At 54.0% G+C, this 18,379-nt stretch carries 15 protein-coding genes and 1 pseudogene; 7 read left to right on the top strand and 9 right to left on the bottom strand.

Annotated elements, in window-relative coordinates:
• Positions 1 to 73: 73 nt before the first annotated feature.
• The 3 genes from TEU_RS04930 to TEU_RS04920 all read left to right on the top strand — a co-directional run bounded on the left by TEU_RS04930 (position 74) and on the right by TEU_RS04920 (position 2,533).
• A complete protein-coding gene (locus TEU_RS04930; RefSeq protein WP_050002726.1) occupies positions 74 to 1,681 on the top strand; it encodes a B12-binding domain-containing radical SAM protein in 1,608 nt (535 codons plus the stop codon).
• 81 nt (positions 1,682 to 1,762) lie between these two features.
• Positions 1,763 to 1,990 carry an Lrp/AsnC ligand binding domain-containing protein gene (locus TEU_RS04925; protein WP_050002725.1) on the top strand — a complete coding sequence of 76 codons (228 nt, stop codon included), beginning with the start codon at positions 1,763 to 1,765 and terminating at the stop codon, positions 1,988 to 1,990.
• 3 nt (positions 1,991 to 1,993) lie between these two features.
• On the top strand, positions 1,994 to 2,533 hold the full coding sequence (locus TEU_RS04920) for a GbsR/MarR family transcriptional regulator (RefSeq protein ID WP_050002724.1): 540 nt from the start codon (positions 1,994 to 1,996) through the stop codon (positions 2,531 to 2,533).
• Between the two features lie 40 nt (positions 2,534 to 2,573).
• Here TEU_RS04920 and TEU_RS04915 read toward each other — a convergent pair whose 3' ends face one another.
• A complete protein-coding gene (locus tag TEU_RS04915) occupies positions 2,574 to 3,419 on the bottom strand; it encodes a deoxyribonuclease IV (protein WP_050002723.1) in 846 nt (281 codons plus the stop codon).
• Between the two features lie 136 nt (positions 3,420 to 3,555).
• Here TEU_RS04915 and TEU_RS04910 point away from each other — a divergent pair.
• Positions 3,556 to 4,863: pseudogene (locus TEU_RS04910) on the top strand (RNA-guided endonuclease InsQ/TnpB family protein).
• 10 nt (positions 4,864 to 4,873) lie between these two features.
• On the opposite strand, the gene TEU_RS04905 reads toward TEU_RS04910, so the two are convergent.
• Genes TEU_RS04905 through TEU_RS04895 form a run of 3 tightly spaced genes read right to left on the bottom strand, consistent with a single transcriptional unit; the run spans position 4,874 to position 7,371 of the window.
• Positions 4,874 to 5,950, bottom strand: a complete 1,077-nt coding sequence (locus tag TEU_RS04905; protein WP_050002722.1) for a coiled-coil domain-containing protein — start codon at positions 5,948 to 5,950, stop codon at positions 4,874 to 4,876.
• Positions 5,904 to 7,070 (bottom strand): DUF373 family protein, encoded by a 1,167-nt coding sequence (locus TEU_RS04900; RefSeq protein WP_050002721.1) that lies wholly within the window; start codon positions 7,068 to 7,070, stop codon positions 5,904 to 5,906. Before TEU_RS04900 ends, TEU_RS04905 begins: the two co-directional genes overlap by 47 nt.
• Positions 7,045 to 7,371, bottom strand: a complete 327-nt coding sequence (locus TEU_RS04895; protein WP_050002720.1) for an MTH1187 family thiamine-binding protein — start codon at positions 7,369 to 7,371, stop codon at positions 7,045 to 7,047. The genes TEU_RS04900 and TEU_RS04895 overlap by 26 nt, the downstream gene beginning before the upstream one ends.
• Before the next feature lie 95 nt (positions 7,372 to 7,466).
• Between TEU_RS04895 and TEU_RS04890 the strand changes: the two genes are divergently transcribed.
• Positions 7,467 to 8,084 carry a TIGR00296 family protein gene (locus TEU_RS04890; RefSeq protein WP_050002719.1) on the top strand — a complete coding sequence of 206 codons (618 nt, stop codon included), beginning with the start codon at positions 7,467 to 7,469 and terminating at the stop codon, positions 8,082 to 8,084.
• On the opposite strand, the gene TEU_RS04885 is transcribed toward TEU_RS04890, so the two are convergent.
• On the bottom strand, positions 8,081 to 9,436 hold the full coding sequence (locus TEU_RS04885) for an RsmB/NOP family class I SAM-dependent RNA methyltransferase (RefSeq protein ID WP_050002718.1): 1,356 nt from the start codon (positions 9,434 to 9,436) through the stop codon (positions 8,081 to 8,083). The genes TEU_RS04890 and TEU_RS04885 overlap by 4 nt on opposite strands.
• Before the next feature lie 80 nt (positions 9,437 to 9,516).
• On the opposite strand from TEU_RS04885, the gene TEU_RS04880 reads away from it, so the two are divergent.
• Positions 9,517 to 9,786 (top strand): hypothetical protein, encoded by a 270-nt coding sequence (locus TEU_RS04880; RefSeq protein WP_050002717.1) that lies wholly within the window; start codon positions 9,517 to 9,519, stop codon positions 9,784 to 9,786.
• Positions 9,783 to 13,721, top strand: a complete 3,939-nt coding sequence (locus tag TEU_RS04875; RefSeq protein ID WP_050002716.1) for a DNA polymerase domain-containing protein — start codon at positions 9,783 to 9,785, stop codon at positions 13,719 to 13,721. Before TEU_RS04880 ends, TEU_RS04875 begins: the two co-directional genes overlap by 4 nt.
• 13 nt (positions 13,722 to 13,734) lie before the next feature.
• Here the strand turns inward: TEU_RS04875 and TEU_RS04870 are convergent, their stop codons facing one another.
• The 4 genes from TEU_RS04870 to TEU_RS04855 all read right to left on the bottom strand — a co-directional run bounded on the left by TEU_RS04870 (position 13,735) and on the right by TEU_RS04855 (position 18,358).
• Positions 13,735 to 14,436 (bottom strand): HAD family hydrolase, encoded by a 702-nt coding sequence (locus TEU_RS04870; RefSeq protein ID WP_050002715.1) that lies wholly within the window; start codon positions 14,434 to 14,436, stop codon positions 13,735 to 13,737.
• A gap of 40 nt (positions 14,437 to 14,476) precedes the next feature.
• Positions 14,477 to 15,505 carry a DUF3226 domain-containing protein gene (locus TEU_RS04865; RefSeq protein WP_050002714.1) on the bottom strand — a complete coding sequence of 343 codons (1,029 nt, stop codon included), beginning with the start codon at positions 15,503 to 15,505 and terminating at the stop codon, positions 14,477 to 14,479.
• Entirely contained in the window at positions 15,506 to 16,045 is a 540-nt protein-coding gene (locus TEU_RS04860; protein ID WP_169741389.1) for a DUF2391 family protein, read from the bottom strand.
• Between the two features lie 84 nt (positions 16,046 to 16,129).
• Positions 16,130 to 18,358, bottom strand: coding sequence for a methyl-accepting chemotaxis protein (locus TEU_RS04855; RefSeq protein ID WP_050002712.1), 2,229 nt, complete (start codon positions 18,356 to 18,358; stop codon positions 16,130 to 16,132).
• Positions 18,359 to 18,379 lie beyond the last annotated feature (21 nt).

Genomic DNA, 18,379 nt, shown 5'->3' with positions numbered 1-18,379 from the left:
TGGCACTTTGGGTATTAAAGAAAATGGAAACTCTTAAATATGCAGTTTTTCTTTCATACCTATGGTGACCAAAATGACTCGAATCGTGCTGACGACCGACGAAACGCTGACGAGCACGTACCACGACGTCCCCCTGCTGGACTTCCTGGGCTGTGCACCCTACGACAAGCTTCCAAAGTGGGTCTTCAGGCTCCTTGACACCCAGCTTCCAGACGAGAACGGCGTTTTAACGCAGGCTCCCTACGGTCTCAGGAAGGTCGAGGCGGCACTCCTCAGAGACGGCTTTAGGCGGGACGAAGTTGTCGTCGCCCACCCGCGCAGGATAGAGAAGTTCATCGGCAGGGACACAACCGTTGTGGCCCTATACGAGATGGACCCCCTCGGACTCGGCCCCGTGAGCATGATGTTCACGAACGGCGGGAAATGGACGAACTACACCAAGGTCAAGTTCAGGGAGCTCGTCGAGAGGATAAACCGCATCAGGGACGCGAAGGGGCTGGACTTCAAGCTCGTCGTCGGAGGCCCGGGAGCCTGGCAGGTGGACTTCAGAAGGGAAGAGCGGGAAAAGCTCAGGATTGACCACGTCGTTATAGGCGAGGTCGACCACGTTGCCGGCGACCTCTTCAGGGACATCGAATCCGGGAGCGCCGACGAAACGATATTCATAAAGGGCTGGCCGAGGGTCGAGCAGATTCCCACTATAGTTGCCCCCTCGTACAAGGGCCTCATCGAGGTCATGCGCGGCTGCGGAAGGGGCTGCCGCTTCTGCGAGCCGAACCTGAGGGTGGCCCGCTACATACCCCTTGAAAACATCGAGGCCGAGATAAGGCTCAACGTAAAAGCGGGCATAGACCACGCATGGCTCCACAGCGAGGACATCTTCCTCTACAAGGTCGAGGACAAGAGGAACTTCTATCCGAACGCCGAAGCTGTTGTAGAGCTCTTCGAGATGGCCAGGAGATACACAAGGAACGTCAACCCGACCCACGGCGCGGTGGCAGGCGCTTTAGCGAACCCGGGGATGATAGAACGCATATCAGAAATAGTCGAGGCAGGGCCGAACCACTGGATTGGCATACAGGTGGGCTTTGAGACGGCCTCGCCGAGGCTCATTGGAAAGTACATGAACAACAAGATGAAGCCATTCTCACCCGAGGAGTGGCCCTGGGTTCTGCTCAACGGAACCTACGTCCTTAACAAGAACTACTGGTTCCCGGCCTACACGACGATATTGGGCCTTCCTGGAGACACCGATGAGGACGAGATAATGACTGCCCAGCTGATAATCACGATGGAGGAGGAGCTCAAGGCGAAGCTCGGCAACAGAGCGCACTTTACCGTGACCCCGCTGGCCTTCATTCCAATGGGGCTCCTCAGAGACCAGGAGTTCTACCGCATAGACGAGATGATAACCTACGGACAGTTCCTGCACCTGTACTACGCATGGAAACACATGATGGACGAGGTAATACGCGGGCTACCGATGGTCATGAAGGGCAACCCGTTCCTGATTCCGTTCTACCCGCTCGCCCGCATCGGGACGAGGGTCGTGCTGAGGCAGATAGAGAAGTGGGGCAGGAGTAAGGGATACGAGGTAAAGCCCCTCGAACCCCTGGAGGTCCGCATCGAGGTTGAGGAGCACAGGTGGCACGGCCAGCCGAGCCTTGTCGAGGCCTACTGATAGCATTTTTGTTTTTCACAACTTTCGGAAATTTCCGAAAGTTTTATATGTTGAGACTTCCTACATAAACCGGTGACCCCTATGGAAGCTTTCATGCTCCTCGTGACAGATTCGAGGCACGATTTTGAAGTTCTGGAGTCCCTAAAAAGCCTCCCCCAGACCCTTGAGGTGCACCGGCTCTATGGAGAATACGACATGCTCCTTAAAGTTCGGGTAAACGACCTTGAGGAGCTCTCGTCCCTCGAAAGAGAACTTTTAAACGGCGGCCAGATTCTTTCCATTGACACCCTGGTCATCGCGGGGGAATGATGCGTGGGTGTGAAGGAAGCCAAGCGCATAATGATGGAGCACTTCGCGAGAACCGCGCGAAAGTTTGGCCTTAGCGAGCTTTACGGCTACATCTACGGTCTGCTATTCTTTGAGGAAGAACCCATGAGCCTTAGAGAAATAGCGGAGAGAACGGGATACTCCATTTCCCACGTCAGCAGCGCCCTCAAGTTTCTTGAGAGCATCGGGCTCGTGACGAGAATAAAAAAGCCTGGAGACAGGAAGGCCTACTACACCGCCACAAAGAACATTCAGGACTGGCGTCGCGAGGCCTATTACCGGAAAATCGAGGAAGACGTAAAGGAGATGAGGGCAAGCCTCCTGAAGGCCCTTGAGAAGCTTGAAGGGGACGAGAGCGAGGAAGCGGAAAAAATCAAAAGGAGAATAGAGGCCATTCTTCAGAAGAACCTTATAGCCGAGAGAATCGCCGAAATCCTTTCAGAGGGTGACGATGAGATTCTAAAGGCCCTAATCGAATGCCTCAAAACAAGAGGCCAGAAAAGGGCACAAAAAAGCTCCAGGTAAACAGAGCTTTTCCCGAAGGTCTGACTTCTGGAATTGGGCTTTAGACCTTTATCTCCTCGTACTTCTTCTTCATCAAGAGCGCATCACCCTCGATGTTGGGACTCTCGCTTATGACGACACCCCTAACTCGGAACTCCTTGAGGACTCCGAGCAGGTCTTCCCAGTTCATGTCGCTCTCCTGGAGGTTCAGGTGCCTCTTCTCGCCCTTATCCGTGTACTCGATGCCGCTCACGTGGATGTGCATGTTGTCGAGGGCTTCCCTGCCCAGCCTGTCTTCCATAAAGCTCAGCATTTCGCGCCACTCCTCGGCCGAGTTGCACTTGCCCTTGTTCCTCGCGTGGGCGTGGGCAAAGTCTATCGTGGGCAGAACCATCTCCAGCTCTTCACTCAGCTTCACTATCTCCTTCAGGTCACCGAACTGCGTCGGCTTCCCTGTCAGCTCGGGCCGTATCCACACCTCTATCCCCCTGTCCATGAGCTCCTTTTCTATTTCCTTCAACGCGTCCTTAATCCTGTTGTAGACCTTCGCGGGGTCCTGCTTCAGGTAGTAGCCGGCGTGGAAAACGACGCTCCAGCCCCCCGCCTGATGAAGCCTCTCCGCACTTTGGATTATCCTCCTCTTGCTGGCTTCGACCTTGGCCTTCTCGCTCGCGTTGAGGTTGATGTAGTAGGGCGCGTGAGCTGTGAGCAGGACGTCGTGCTTTTTGGCGACGTACTTTATTTTCTTGGCAAGCTCGGGCTTGATGTTCACACCGCGGACGAACTCTAGCTCCATTGCATCGAGCCCGAGGTTCCTCACGTGGATGATGCCGTCTATCGTTGAGCGCTTCGGGGCAGAAAGGGGAATCCCCGCGGTTCCAAAGCGGAGCCTGTCAACCTTGAACATCTCCACCACCAAAAGGAATTAGGTAAACCTATTTTATTACATTTTTCTTTTGAGAGCCTTGCCGTTCACGGCGGGGAAGTGGTAAACCCAACGAGCGAAACTAGTTTAAAGCCTAAAATTCATACTATCAATTGAAATGAAGCGTTCAATAACCTTCAAACTCCAGCCCTCAAAAGAACAGGAGAAGACACTCTTTGAGTTAGCCAACCTTGGGGCCAAGGCTTGGAACCGAGTAAACTACTTGAGGCGCCAACAATACTTCCAAAACAAAATCGTGGACTTTAACAAGACTGAGAAAACCGTTTATGGGGAGTTTAAGCACGAAATCGGCTCTGCAACAGTCCAGCAAATAGCGAGGAAAAACGCCGAAGCTTGGTGGAGTTTCTTCTCCCTCCTCCGAAAAAAGCGGAACGGAGAACTCCCCAACTGACTTAAGCCAAAACCACCAAACTACTTGAAGGAAGATGGGAGAAGAAAGCCCTTAATCGTCCTCCGGAACGACCAGTACAGAATCGAGGGAAACAAGCTGATTCTGAAAGGCCTTGGCAAATTCAAAAAGCTGGAAGTTCAGTTCAAGGGCAGGATACACTTGAAGGGTAAGCAAGGACGCTTGGAAATAACCTATGACGACGTGAAAAGGAAGTGGTATGCTCACATCAGCCTTACTGTCAAGGAAAAACTTGAGGGTAGGGAATGGGTTAAACTCCCAAGAAAGCCGAAAGGAAACCTTTCAGCGGGGATTGACTTGGGCGTAAACAACCTAATGGCCGTTTACGTTGAAAACGGGAAAAGCTTCCTCGTTAACGGTAGGCCGTTGAAGAGTATTGACTTTTACTGGCAAAAGCGGATTGCCGATTACCAGTCAAGACTCAACAAGTCTGGAGCTAAAGCGAGCAGAAAACTCAAAAGAATGCACGGGAAGGCTAAACTTCAGGCGAAACACTACATCAACACGGCAGTAAGACAAACGGTTAGGAAACTCTACGACTTAGGAGTTTCAAGAATTGTCGTTGGCTACCCGAGGGGGATTGCCAGAAACTCCGACAGAGGTAAAAAGCAGAATTTCATCATCTCCCACGTTTGGCGGTTTAATCACGTGATTAAACGTTTGACTGAGGTTGCTGAAGAGTATGGTATTGAGGTTGTGGTTGTTGATGAGGCTTTCACTTCTCGGACTTGCCCTGCTTGCGGGAGGCCTCACGAAGGGGCTCGCTTCGTCCGCGGTTTGTTTAAGTGTCCCGCAACGGGGCTTGTTTTTAACGCTGACTTGGTTGGAGCTTTCAACATTTTAAAGAAGGTTGTGAAAACTATAACCCTAAGCCTGCAGGGTTTAACGGCAGGTAGGGGTAATTGGCCGGAGGCCCGGCCAGAGGGGCTGAAAGCCCGCTTTGAATTGGGCCTGAATGAGGCCCCTCGAACCTCTCCGTCCATGGCGAGGGACTGACCCTCGTCCTTCAGGGCGGGGAGGAGGTCAGCTCGATGCGCTCCCCCAGGTAAGCCTCAAGCTTTTCCAGTTCCGCCTTCAGCTCATTTTCAAGCCTCAGCAGTTTTTTCTCAAGTTTCTTGACGTCCTCTGCCAGAATGGACAGCTCCCGCTCTATGGCCTGGAACTCGGCCTGAACCTGCGCGGTGTCCCCCAAAATTTCTTCCCGCCTTTTGCTGAGCTCTTCCAGCTTTGAACGAAGGGCTGACATCTCGGAGAGCCTTTCTTCAAAGTTTTCCATCAGCCACCTGGCGGATTTTTGGGCTTTGCCGTCGAGCTTTGGGTACACCGCCTTGAGAAGCGAAAGGAACTCGTTCGGCCTTTCAAGGGCAACCCCGCTGTCCCTGGCGACCTCGTCTGCTATCCCGCCGAGACGCATTCTCTTCAGAGGCTTCTGGAGCTTCGAGACTTTTGAGCGGAGCTCAAGTTCAACCGAGCGGATTTCTTTGGAGATATCTTGGATTTCCCTGTTTGTTTCCACGAACTCCTCGGACGATACAACATACTCAAGATTGCTCCTCAGCTCCTCGAGCTTGCGTGCGAGCCTAGAAATGGCCTCCCTTTTCTCCAGGAATTCCCTGTGGGTCTCTCTGAGCTCCTCAAGTTTTGCAACGACATCAATCTTTGGCGGAATGCTTTCTTCAAGCTCGCTCCTAAACTTGGCGTAGCCCTCAGTGAGCTCCTTCAAAAGGGAGTTGATGGCGTAAACCTCTTTTTCAAAAAGGATTATGACGTGCTTCCCGTAGTCGAAGTGGACTTTCGCCAGATCCTGGAGCCGCTTTCCAAGGTCGTCTATCGTCTGTATGCCCTCAAGGGCGTGCCTTATCGCGTTTACGTAGTTCCTTCTATCCGTCTCAACTATCTGAAGGAGCTTCTCATCAACTTTCTTTGGGGGCCTGGCCTTTTCGAGCTTCTCAACGGCCTTGAGGAGCTCTTTCTTCTTTTTGCCGAGCCATTTGTCGTACTTTTTCCGGAGCTTTTCGGCCTCTTTCAGGCCCTCTTCACGCCTTAGCTCGTACTCGCGTATTGCTTCGTTTAGCTTCAACATCCATCCATCCCTTAACTTTTCCACGGAGGTAGACGCCGACCACAACCGCCAGCGCGACGTCAAATATCGCAAACAGCAGTTTCTGGAAGACGTCTATGTCCGATATCGTCAGTATCGCCAGCGCGTAGCGTGTGGTGAGGTCTACGGTCACCCACAGCGCGGGGGTCATGAGCAGGGCCGAGACGTAGTACCAGATGTGGCGATCCCTCTTGAGGTATGCGTGGATAACCTTGCCACTCATCATCACGGCGATGCCTATGGCAATTGAAGATGAGAGAGCGTTCAGGTAAATCAGCGTCGCCAAGAGGGACGTCCCCGGGTAACTACCAATCAGCTTGAGCGAATAGCTCTCCAGGTTGAGGTACGCGTTAATTGCACCGCTGACGATAATGAGCAGGCCGGAGACAAATGACAGCACTACAATAAACTGCTCAACGACAGCTTGTCTGAGAGCTGTAAATATGTGCCCGGGACTGATATTGAACCCCTTTGAGAAGAATATCCCGCCAATTATCAGGAGGATAGTTCCCCATATCACGGTTGAGACTATCTTTTCGCTCTCGGGGTACCATACACCAACGAGCTTTGCCATTCCGTAGAGCAGAGCCATCAGGCCCGGAATACCGAAGACAACGCGCGCGACCTCGGGGTCGCTCAGGATTTCTTTCATATACTTGGCGATGATGTACCACGTCGTCTCGATGCCGGGGCTCTGCTTGACGACGACGCGGTGAGAGGTTATTATCGGGACTTTGGACGAGATTATCGGGAAAATCTGCTCGTCCTCAGCGCCATCGGTGACAGGAATGACCCCGTCAGCCGGGAAGACCCTAAGGACTTCATCAAGCTGCCTTGCAAGCTCCATGTCGCTCTTCAGGCCGACCTTCGGGTGGCCGGTGATTATCGCAACCTCAACCTCGTCGAACTCCCCCTTCTCCTCAAGCTCGTCCCTCAGCTTAACGGCCGCATAGACGACGTTCGCGTCGCTGTCCTCCGGGTCGGCCAGGCTGAGCTTTAGGGCAGCGTCTAAGCAGGCGTCTCGCCCTATGACGGGCCCCTTAACGCCCGCCTTTTTGCCGAAATCGTCATCACGGTCAATGGCCAGAACGAGAACCCTCATCCTCACCCCTCACCTTGGCCATTACGGATTTGACCTTGTCCTCCATGTGCCTCTCCTTGTCGCGTCTGTCGTCAATCCGCACGGTCGTCGAGACCCTCTCGGCGCCGAGCCTGAACATGAGCTCGTGGGCCTCCTCGATTATTGCGAATGCCTCCTTCACGGTTGGAACCTCTATGATGGTCGCCATCGGCGTCAATTGATACTTAACTCCCTTCCTCTCTAAAAGCTTTACTACCTCTGCAACGTACCTGCTCAGGCTTTTTTCGCCGAGGGGCACGATGACGAACTCGACTATCACCACTTTCGACACCCGACTTATCTTTTTTCGGCAATTTTTTAAACTTTGCGGGAAAGTTAAATAACTCTTTACGCCAAATACCAGTTAGGGTGGTGCTGATGTACAGGATTAAGGACGAGTGGGGCGAGTTCCTCGTCAGGCTCGCGAGGAAAGCCATCGAGGAGTACGTGAGGAACGGAAGAGTAATCGAACCTCCAGAGGACACACCGCCGGAGCTCTGGGAGAAGATGGGAGTCTTCGTGACCCTCAACCGCCACAACGTCCCGCCACAGATGGCGCTCCGCGGGTGCATAGGCTTCCCACTGCCGGTTTATCCGCTGGTCGAGGCGACGATTAAAGCGGCCATTCATGCCGCCGTCGAAGACCCCCGGTTCCCGCCGGTTAGGCCTGAGGAGCTCGACGAGCTGACGGTGGAAGTCAGTGTTTTAACACCACCGGAGCCGGTGGAAGGGCCCCCGGAGGAGAGGCCGAGGAAGATACAGGTCGGCAGGGACGGCCTGATAATCGAGAAGGGCATTTACTCCGGCCTACTTCTCCCGCAGGTGCCGGTGGAGTGGGGCTGGGACGAGGAGGAGTTCTTAGCTCAGACCTGCTGGAAGGCCGGTCTACCGCCCGACTGCTGGCTCGATCCAGATACAAAGGTCTACCGCTTCACCGCGGAGATTTTTGAGGAGGAGTACCCGAGGGGGCAGGTGAGGAGGAAGCCGGTGGTTTAACCCTTTCCCATCTTCGCTATGAAGAAGCTGTTGCAGTCGTGCCTGTGCGTCCACGCGCGGAAGACTTTATCGCCGATTTCGAGGAAGCCCCTATCGCCCCAGCTGAAATCGTAGTCCAGCAGTTCAAGCCCAACTTTTTCAATTGCAAAGAGCACGTTCTCCTCGTCTTCATCAACCCTAATCGAGCACGTCGAGTAGGTCATCTCACCGCCATCGCGGAGGTTCTCGTACGCGTTGCGGAGCATGTTCCTCTGGACGCTTATTATGCGCTTGATCTTGTCCCCGTCGAAGCGCCACTTGACTTCGGGGAATTGCCTGTAGGTCCCCGAGCTCGAGCACGGCGCGTCGAGGATTATCCTGTCGAACTTGGCCTTATCCCTAAAGCTCTGGCCGTCCGCGTGGACGAGCTTGACGTTTTTGATTCCAAGGAGCTTCATCTTCTCCTTCATGCGCATCAACCTGTCGTAGGAGTAGTCCACCGCGACTATCTCGCCCTTGTTCTCCATCAATGCGGCGGCATGGAAGGTCTTGCTCCCCGGCGCGGCCGCCAGGTCGAGAACCCTCTCGCCTGGTTCCGGGGCCAGAACGTGGGCAACGTAGGCAGAGGCCAAATCTTGAATGACGAACTTCCCCTCTTTGTACCAGTCGAGCCTCGTCACCGGCGTCTTATAGTCAAGAACCTTCAGAACGTCCGGAACGGGTGTTAGGGCTGTTCTCACGCCGTTCTCCTCAAGGTAATCTCGGAGGGAGTCCACGTCGGTCTTGAGGGTGTTCGCGCGGACGTAGTACCTCTGCGGTCGGTTGTTGCTGAGGAGAAGCCTTACAGCTTCGTCGTAGCCTAAAAGCTCTATCACGTATTCGACGTACCAGCGCGGGTGGGAGAAGCGAACCGAGAGCCACTCAACTCTATCCCTCTCCTTGAGCCGTTTTAAGGCCCTCTCCACGTCGAACTTCTCTATCGAGTGCATCAGCGCGTTGACGAACTTGGCGCGGGAGAAGTCGAAGCGCTCCTTGACGACGCGGATTATCGAGTCGGTGGCTATGGCCGGAGGGACTTTCCGGAAGTGGATTTCAAATGTCCCTATGCGGAGGAGATTAGCAAGGTAGGGGTCAAGGTCTTCCACCTTCGAACCCTTCAGCACGGAGTTGATTATGAAGTCTATCTTGGCCCTCCACTTCTCAATCTCGAATACGTAGGCGTGAGCCAATCCCCTCGCCTTCTCCCTGTCCTTTCCGGCAACCTTCCGGAAGACCCGCTCAAGGGCGTGCTTCGATGAAAGCTCGCGCTCCTCAACTAAGCTTAGAGCATCGGCCACGACTTCCTGAAAGCTCACCCTGTAAAACAGCTCCATGCTCGGCCCTTCGCGGGGCGCTTTAAAAAGGTGGCGGTGAGGTTTATTAGTCCCGAGTGCAATTTCATAACGGTGGGAGCATGGAAGAGGTTGACAGGCTGGTCTTTAACTTTCCCCTGTTCAAAGACTACCGTGAGAAAGAGCGCTTCCTAAAGGTGATTGGACTGCTCGTAAGCCACCAGATAACGTTTGAGAAAGCCGCAGAGTTGCTCGATATGAGGTTAGATGAACTTGCGTTTCTCCTTGACAAGCTTGGCGTTGAGTACTCCCTTCTCGATGAGGAGGAGGCGAGGCTTGAGAGTGAGAGCGCCCACCGGATTTTGAACAACCTGCGTGGTGAGTTGTCATGATTCTCGATACCGACTACATCACCGAGAACGGGAAGCCTGTGATAAGGGTCTTCAAGAAGGAGAACGGCGAGTTTAAAATCGAGTACGACAGAACCTTCGAGCCCTACTTCTACGCCCTCCTGAAGGACGATTCAGCAATAGAAGACGTGAAGAAAGTAACCGCCAAAAGGCATGGGACGGTCGTGAAGGTGAAGCGCGCCGAGAAGGTGCAGAGGAAGTTCCTCGGCAGGCCGATAGAGGTCTGGAAGCTCTACTTCACGCACCCTCAGGACGTTCCAGCGATTCGAGACAAGATTAGGGAGCATCCGGCCGTTGTGGACATCTACGAGTACGACATACCCTTCGCCAAGCGCTACCTCATCGACAAGGGCCTGATTCCGATGGAGGGCGACGAGGAGCTCACGATGCTCGCCTTCGACATCGAGACGCTCTACCATGAGGGTGAGGAGTTTGGAACCGGACCGATTCTCATGATAAGCTACGCCGACGAGAACGAGGCAAGGGTGATAACCTGGAAGAGGATTGACCTTCCGTACGTTGAGGTCGTTTCGACCGAGAAGGAGATGATTAAGCGCTTCCTCCGCGTCATCAAGGAGAAGGACCCCGACGTGCTCATCACCTACAACGGCGACAACTTCGACTTCGCTTATCTAAAAAAGCGCTGTGAGAAACTCGGGATAAAGTTCACGCTCGGGAGAGACGGAAGCGAGCCGAAAATCCAGCGCATGGGCGACCGCTTTGCCGTCGAGGTAAAGGGCAGGATTCACTTCGACCTCTATCCAGTCATAAGGCGCACGATAAACCTCCCGACTTACACCCTTGAGGCAGTGTACGAGGCCGTCTTTGGAAAGCCTAAGGAGAAGGTTTACGCCGAGGAGATAACAGAGGCCTGGGAGAGCGGGGAGGGCCTTGAAAGGGTTGCCCGCTACTCGATGGAGGACGCGAAGGTGACCTACGAGCTCGGAAGGGAGTTCTTTCCGATGGAGGCCCAGCTTTCAAGGCTCATAGGTCAGAGCCTCTGGGACGTCTCGCGCTCGAGCACGGGCAACCTCGTCGAGTGGTTCCTTCTGCGGAAGGCCTACGAGAGGAACGAACTGGCCCCAAACAAGCCCGACGAGAGGGAGCTCGCGAGACGGCGCGAGAGCTACGCGGGTGGGTACGTTAAGGAGCCCGAGCGCGGGCTGTGGGAGAACATTGTCTACCTAGATTTCATGAGCCTATACCCCTCAATCATCATAACCCACAACGTCTCGCCGGACACCCTCAACCGCGAGGGCTGTAAAGAGTACGACGTCGCCCCAGAGGTTGGGCACCGCTTTTGTAAGGACTTTCCAGGCTTCATACCAAGTCTCCTCGGCGACCTGCTTGAGGAGAGACAGAAGATAAAGAAAAAGATGAAGGCCACAATAGACCCGCTGGAGAAGAAAATCCTCGATTACAGGCAGAGGGCTATCAAAATCCTGGCGAACAGCCTCCTGCCAGAGGAATGGATTCCGGTAGTTGAGAACGGAAAAGTCAAGCTCGTCAGGATTGGCGAGTTCGTGGATGGACTCATGAAGGACGAAAAGGGAAGGGCCAAAAGGGACGGAAACACTGAGGTTCTTGAAGTCAGCGGAATTCGCGCGGTCTCCTTTGACAGGAAGACGAAGAAAGCCCGCTTAATGCCCGTGAAGGCCGTGATAAGGCACCGCTATTCAGGAGATGTCTACAAAATAACCCTGAGTTCAGGAAGGAAGATAACAGTAACCAAAGGCCACAGCCTTTTCGCGTACAGAAATGGAGAGCTCGTCGAAGTGCCTGGTGAAGAAATTAAGGCTGGAGACCTCCTCGCGGTTCCAAGACGCGTGCACCTGCCCGAGAGGTATGAACGGCTGGACCTTGTTGAACTCCTCCTAAAACTGCCTGAGGAAGAAACGGAGGACATAATCCTTACGATTCCAGCAAAGGGCAGAAAGAATTTCTTCAAGGGAATGCTGAGAACCCTTCGCTGGATTTTTGGGGAGGAAAAGAGACCGAGAACTGCGAGGCGCTACCTGAGACACCTCGAAGGCCTCGGCTACGTAAAGCTGAGAAAAATCGGCTATGAGATCATTGATAGAGAAGGACTCAAAAGGTACAGGAAACTTTACGAGCGCTTAGCTGAGGTCGTTCGTTACAATGGCAACAAAAGAGAATACCTTATAGAATTCAACGCCGTTCGCGATGTTATTTCCCTTATGCCAGAGGAAGAACTCAATGAGTGGCAGGTGGGGACAAGGAACGGCTTCAGAATAAAGTCACTCATTGAGGTTGACGAAGACTTTGCAAAGCTCCTCGGCTACTACGTGAGCGAGGGCTACGCGGGCAAGCAGAGGAACCAGAAAAACGGGTGGAGCTACACCGTGAAGCTCTACAACGAGGACGAGAGAGTTCTTGATGACATGGAGAACCTCGCGAGGGAGTTCTTTGGAAAGGCCCGGCGCGGAAGGAACTACGTTGAAATCCCAAGGAAGATGGCTTATATAATCTTTGAGAGCCTCTGCGGCACCTTGGCCGAGAACAAGAGGGTTCCAGAGGTAATTTTCACGTCGCCGGAAGACGTCAGGTGGGCGTTCCTTGAGGGGTACTTCATAGGAGACGGGGACGTCCACCCGAGCAAGAGGGTCAGGCTCTCAACGAAAAGCGAGCTCCTTGCAAACGGTCTCGTCCTTCTCCTCAATTCGCTCGGCGTTTCAGCGGTTAAGCTCGGGCACGACAGCGGAGTTTACAGGGTCTACGTGAACGAGGAACTTCCTTTCACGGGGTACAAAAAGAAGAAAAACGCCTACTACTCCCACGTTATTCCAAAGGAAGTGCTTGAGGAAACGTTCGGTAAGGTCTTCCAAAGGAATATGAGCTACGAAAAGTTCCAAGAGCTCGTTGAGAGTGAAAAACTCGAGGGGGAGAAGGCCAAGAGAATAGAATGGCTTATCAGTGGGGACATCATCCTCGATAAGGTCGTGGAAGTCAAAAAGATGAACTATGAAGGCTACGTCTACGACCTGAGCGTTGAGGAGGACGAGAACTTTCTGGCGGGCTTTGGATTCCTCTACGCGCACAACAGTTACTACGGCTACTACGGCTACGCCAAGGCCCGCTGGTACTGCAGGGAGTGCGCCGAGAGCGTGACCGCGTGGGGAAGGGAGTACATAGAGACCACAATTCATGAAATAGAGGAAAAGTTTGGCTTCAAAGTGCTTTACGCAGACACTGATGGATTTTTTGCCACAATACCAGGAGCAGATGCAGAAACTGTGAAAAAGAAGGCCAAGGAGTTCCTCAAGTACATCAACGCCAAACTGCCCGGCCTGCTCGAACTTGAGTACGAGGGCTTCTACGTGAGGGGGTTCTTCGTCACGAAGAAGAAGTACGCGGTCATAGACGAGGAGGGCAAGATAACCACGCGCGGGCTGGAGATTGTGAGGCGTGACTGGAGCGAGATAGCGAAGGAGACGCAGGCGAGGGTTCTTGAGGCGATACTTAAGCACGGTGACGTCGAAAAAGCAGTCAGGATAGTCAAGGAGGTGACCGAAAAGCTGAGCAAGTATGAAGTCCCGCCCGAGAAGCTCGTAATCCACGAGCAGATAACACGCGATTTGAAGGATTACAAAGCCACAGGTCCACACGTTGCAGTAGCAAAGCGCCTCGCGGCGAGGGGAGTGAAAATCCGTCCTGGAACGGTGATAAGCTACATCGTCCTAAAGGGCTCTGGTAGGATAGGCGACAGGGCGATTCCGGCTGACGAGTTCGACCCGACGAAGCACAAGTACGACGCCGAATACTACATCGAAAACCAGGTTCTTCCCGCCGTTGAGAGGATTCTCAGGGCCTTCGGCTACAGGAAGGAGGATTTGCGCTACCAGAAGACGAAGCAGGTGGGTTTGAGCGCGTGGCTGAAGCCGAAGGGAAAGAAGTGAAAGCAAACCACTATCAACCTTTTTCATTTATTTTTTCCAGCACCTTTAGAATCCCCTCGACACTCGGCACTTCGAAGCCCCTCTCGTGGATTTTTCTGACCCCTTCGGCCTCGGGGTTTATCCAGACCCCCCACATTCCTGCCCTCAGCGCACCCTCGAAGTCCTCGGCGTAGGTGTCCCCGATGTGAATCGCCTCCCCCGGCTTCACGCCGAAGGTCTCCAGCGGCTTTCCGAACATCTCCGGCATCGGTTTGTAGGCGAAAACCTCGTCGGCGAAGAAAGTCCTGTCTATGAAGCCCATCAGCCCGAAGCGCTCCAGCAGGAGGCGCGTGTATGAGCCCGGCCAGAACATCACGTTGCCGGTAACCGTGACCGTTAGGCCCTTCTTCTTGACACCCTCAAGGGCCTTCTTCGCCCCCGGAAGGACTATCTCATCGCCGACGTTGAGGGTAGCCCTCGCAGCAGCCCTTCTCACAATCTCGATGTCCGTTCCTAGAAGCTCAGCCAGCATCTCTTGGCTCTCCTCAAGGGCCCTTGCCGGGTCTCCAGTGGTCTCTGCCCTCATGCGCTTTATCCTCTCGCGGGTGGCAATCATCCCCTCGACGACGTCGACGATGCACGTCCCCATAAGCTTGGACAGCTCAACGGCCATCGCGTCGAGCATGACGTTGATGTCCAAGAGGGTGTTCCAGACGTCGAATGAAACGAGCTTCATCTCCACCACCGGTCTGAATTCCCCGCCGGAAATTAAAAACTCAACGGCCCCTCTCCCTCCATGCGAGGTATGTGAGACCCTCCATGAGGCCCGCCTCTCTCAAAACTGCCTTGAGGTTCCTGAAGCGGGAGCGCATGACGAACAGCTCGTAGAAGCCCTCAAGGTTGCCCCAGTGGCCGTAGGCAGAGAGTGCGAGGTACATTACCTCCTTCGGCCTGAGCTTCCTCCCGAGGCTCTCATTTAGGGCCCTGAGCCCCGGTTTTATCTTCTCAAGCAGACCCTCCCTCGATATGAGGTGGAGCATCAAGTCCTCGACTGTGGGCTTTTTCCACTCTATCAGCTCGTCCTCAAAGGGGAGACCGATTATCAGCGGAATCACTTCGGTTTTTCCGACGAGGTAGCCGAGGGGAGTTTTCTGATGCTCGAACCCGGAGAGCTTTCCGGCTATGGACGCCAGGGCCGCCTCCCTGTCCTCATCTATGTCTATCGCCACGCCGAGCCTCTCGACCGTGAAATCAAAGACCTCCATAGCCCTGAGGAAGTTGCCGAGGTTCCTTATCACCCCAGAGTTGCCCTCACTGGGGATAACCGCGAGAAAAACACCGTCCTCGCGCCCCAGCAGGTCGAAGTTGTCGCGCTCAAAGACCCGCTCAATAAAGCGCAGGCTGTAGGGGACTTCCCGGCTCTCTCTGAACTCGAAGAGCTTCTTGAAGACGGCCTTGAAGAACTTGGAGTCGGTCTTTCCCTCGACGAAGAGGACGCCCGTCCGGGCGTTTTCTCCGGAAAAACCGCCGCGGACGTCGAAGTCGAGGTACTTCCTCAGCTCATAGACCTCTTTGAGGGTCAGGCTTTTGCTCGTGTCGGAGTATATCAGAACGTTTTCATCGCCCTTCCTGAACTTCCAGGCGATTAAGTCAACCAGCTCAAGGCTCGCTGTAACGACGGTCTCATCTCCCGTAAGGGAGTTCACGAAATCGGCGAGCTCGTCCCTGTTCTTTTGGTATTCGGGGAACAGAACGGCGTTTTCACCAGCAAAGCCTTCCCACTTTTTTCCGGTTATTAACTTCATTCACTTCACCATATCCACTGTTATTGCTCCTATCACGGCGAAGGTGCTTACGAGTATGGTCGCGTTGATGTACTGGCCGGGAGTGAAGTGCGCCAGGCCGTTTATCCCATAAATGTATATCAGAACGGCGGATATGAAATATGATATCCCCGTGACAGTCAGGAGCCTCTTGGGGATGTGGAAGAGCTCCTCCTTCTTCAGGTTCCCTATCCTGGATTTAACTATGAACAGGTATGCCAGGCCGAGAGTCATAAGGAATACCAGAAAGGAGCGCTCGATTGATATATCCTTGGCTATGTCCCAGAGCTCCGCCGTGAAGAGGAACGGGAGGGCGAAGGTAACGGCACCGACTATCTCCTGCGCAATGTCGTCCCAGCCGAGCTTATCCGGGGCATTCCTGGCTTCGTTTTCTCTCTTTAGCTCCTCGATACTCGAGTACAACTCCTCAAGACGCATCTCCATTCTCGCCTGCCGCTCTTCGTCAATCCAGTGCTCAGGTTTGGGGCTCATCATCTCATCAGCATTGGATTCACTCATCATCGCGAGAATCACTTCACGGGGGAGGTTATAAAGGTTAACAATACGGAAAACAAAACCAGGACTCCAAAGGGAAAACATAAAGAATCAAAGGCGGAACTGCTCCACGTTCTCGCGGAGCTCCCGCGCTATCTCCTTGAGCTTCCTGGCCTCTTCGCTCAGGGCCTCTATCTCAGCCCTCTGCTCCTGCATCGCCGAGCTGACCTCCTCGGCAGAGGCGGTTGTCTCTTCGGCGCTCGCGGCGAGGTTCTCAAGGGCCCTAAGGGCCTTCTCGACTTCCTCCTTCGTCCTCTCGGCCTGCTCCTTTACCTCAGAGACCCTTTCGCCTATCGAGCCAATCATCTCCGCTACGTATCCGAGGTAGCCGAGGCTCTCCTTGAGGGTCTCGGTCGAGTTTGAAACCGTGTCAACGCCTTTCTTCGTTTCCTCAACGGCCCTCCTGACCTTCTCGTCCATCTCGGCTATGATTTCGCGTATTTTCTCGGCGGCCTCCTTGCTCTCCTCGGCCAGACCGCGGATTTCCTGGGCAACTACCGCAAAGCCCTTTCCTGCGTCCCCAGCACGTGCCGCCTCTATCGCGGCATTCAAAGCCAGAAGGTTCGTCTGCTCGGCGATGTTCCCTATCGTCTGGGTTATCTCACCTATCCTCTTGCTCATCTCACTTACAGCCCTAACTGCCTCGTCAATGAAGTCCATCGAGCGCTTGATGCTCTCAACGTCCCGTATGGCCTCGTCGCCCTTCCGTCCACCCTCAGATGCCGTCCTCGTTACCTCCTCGACGGCCCTCTCAAACTCCTCCATTATGCTCGAAGTCTCCTCGGTGACCTGGGCAACGAGACGCATTCCCTCTGTAATCTCGTTGATGCTCTCCTGCTGTCTCTGGGCTTCGACGCTGACCTGCTCTATGGCCTCACCGACCTGCTCCATCGAACCGCGAACGTTTTCAGCAATCTGCGCCAGTTCGCCTGCCTGCTGGTCAAGTAACAAACCGATATGGCGGATGTTACCTATCAGCGTCCTCATCTTAGCCGATGTCTCTCGCAGAGCCGTTATTATTTCCATCAAGTCCCCCTTGGCCTCGACGCTCAAACCGTTGCTCAGGTCACCCTCAGCGAGGCGTTCGAGCTTCTGGATGACGCCGTTGAGGGTTCCAATAACGTCGCGCGAGATTGCCTCAAAAGCGGTAAGGAGCTTTCCAATCTCATCGTCGCGGTAGGGGTAGTCAATGGAACCAACGAGCTCCTTTGCCTCCTCGAGCCTGCCCTGGGCTATCAGCTCCGCTGCGTTCGTGAGCTCTTCTATTGGCTTCAACGCTTTTCTGAGGTATTGAACGCCCGCGAGCACGAGGCCGAAGGCTATAAGCGAGGCAAGGCCGATGCTGAAAATGAGGTTCTTCGAGGCCTCGGACTTAGCGTTGTCAAGGGATGTCACCAGTGCACCGATAAGCTCGTCTTCTGGGGCAACTGCAACTATCGTCCAGCCGGTAACCTCGCTCCTCGCGAAGGCCATCACCATGGTCTTTCCGTCGAGTTCAGCCTCAACGACGCCCTTCTCATTGCCCTTCACCGCACTGGCGAGCCCGGAATACTTCTCATCGGTAAAGATGTTCACACTGCCAATAAGCTCAGCGTTGGGGTGAATTACAACGGTTCCGTTGTGACTTATGACAAAAAGATAACCGGTCTCGCCGATTCTGGTGGAAGTCATTTCCTTGTAGAGGGCTGAGAAGTCAATATCAACACCCAGAACGCCCTTCAAATCACCGTTGTAGTGGACGGGTGTTATGTAGCTTATGACAGTCTTGTTCGTGATTATGTCTGTGTACGGCTCCATCCAGAACTGGCCCTCCTCTGCGGCCCGCTGATACCAAACAGATTTCGTCGCGTCGAAATCCTGAGGAAGCTCTGCTGGAGGGACTATCTCCAGCCTCCCATTCCTATCGGCGTAATAAGCATTTATTATGGAATCGTCCGAGGCCTTGAGTTCATTCAGCTTCTTCTTAACGATGTTCCAGAAATTATCCGTCTGCGAGTAGTGGGGTATGTATTCCTCCATCATATACTCGGTTCCTATTGCACTGGCATAAGAATCCGCCACAAGCTTAAGGGGGTGGAGCCTTTCGTCTATCATGAGGGCGTACTTCTCGCTCTCAAGGAGGGCAATCTTCCTGGCCTGCTCCCTCATCGTCGGTCCCATTGTTTTCTCCATCGAGGCCCCCATCGCTTCGATTCCCCGAATTTGTGCAAGTGCCATGATGAGCATTATGACTATGGCAGTCCCAAAAACGACCAGGTACAACTTTTGTCTGAACCTCAAAGCCAATCACCCCACGGGCAC

Source organism: Thermococcus eurythermalis, from assembly GCF_000769655.1.
In the GTDB taxonomy this organism is placed as follows: Archaea; Methanobacteriota_B; Thermococci; order Thermococcales; family Thermococcaceae; genus Thermococcus; species Thermococcus eurythermalis.
Note: the sequence above shows the minus strand (reverse complement) of the source record. Positions and strands in the feature narration are given on the sequence as shown.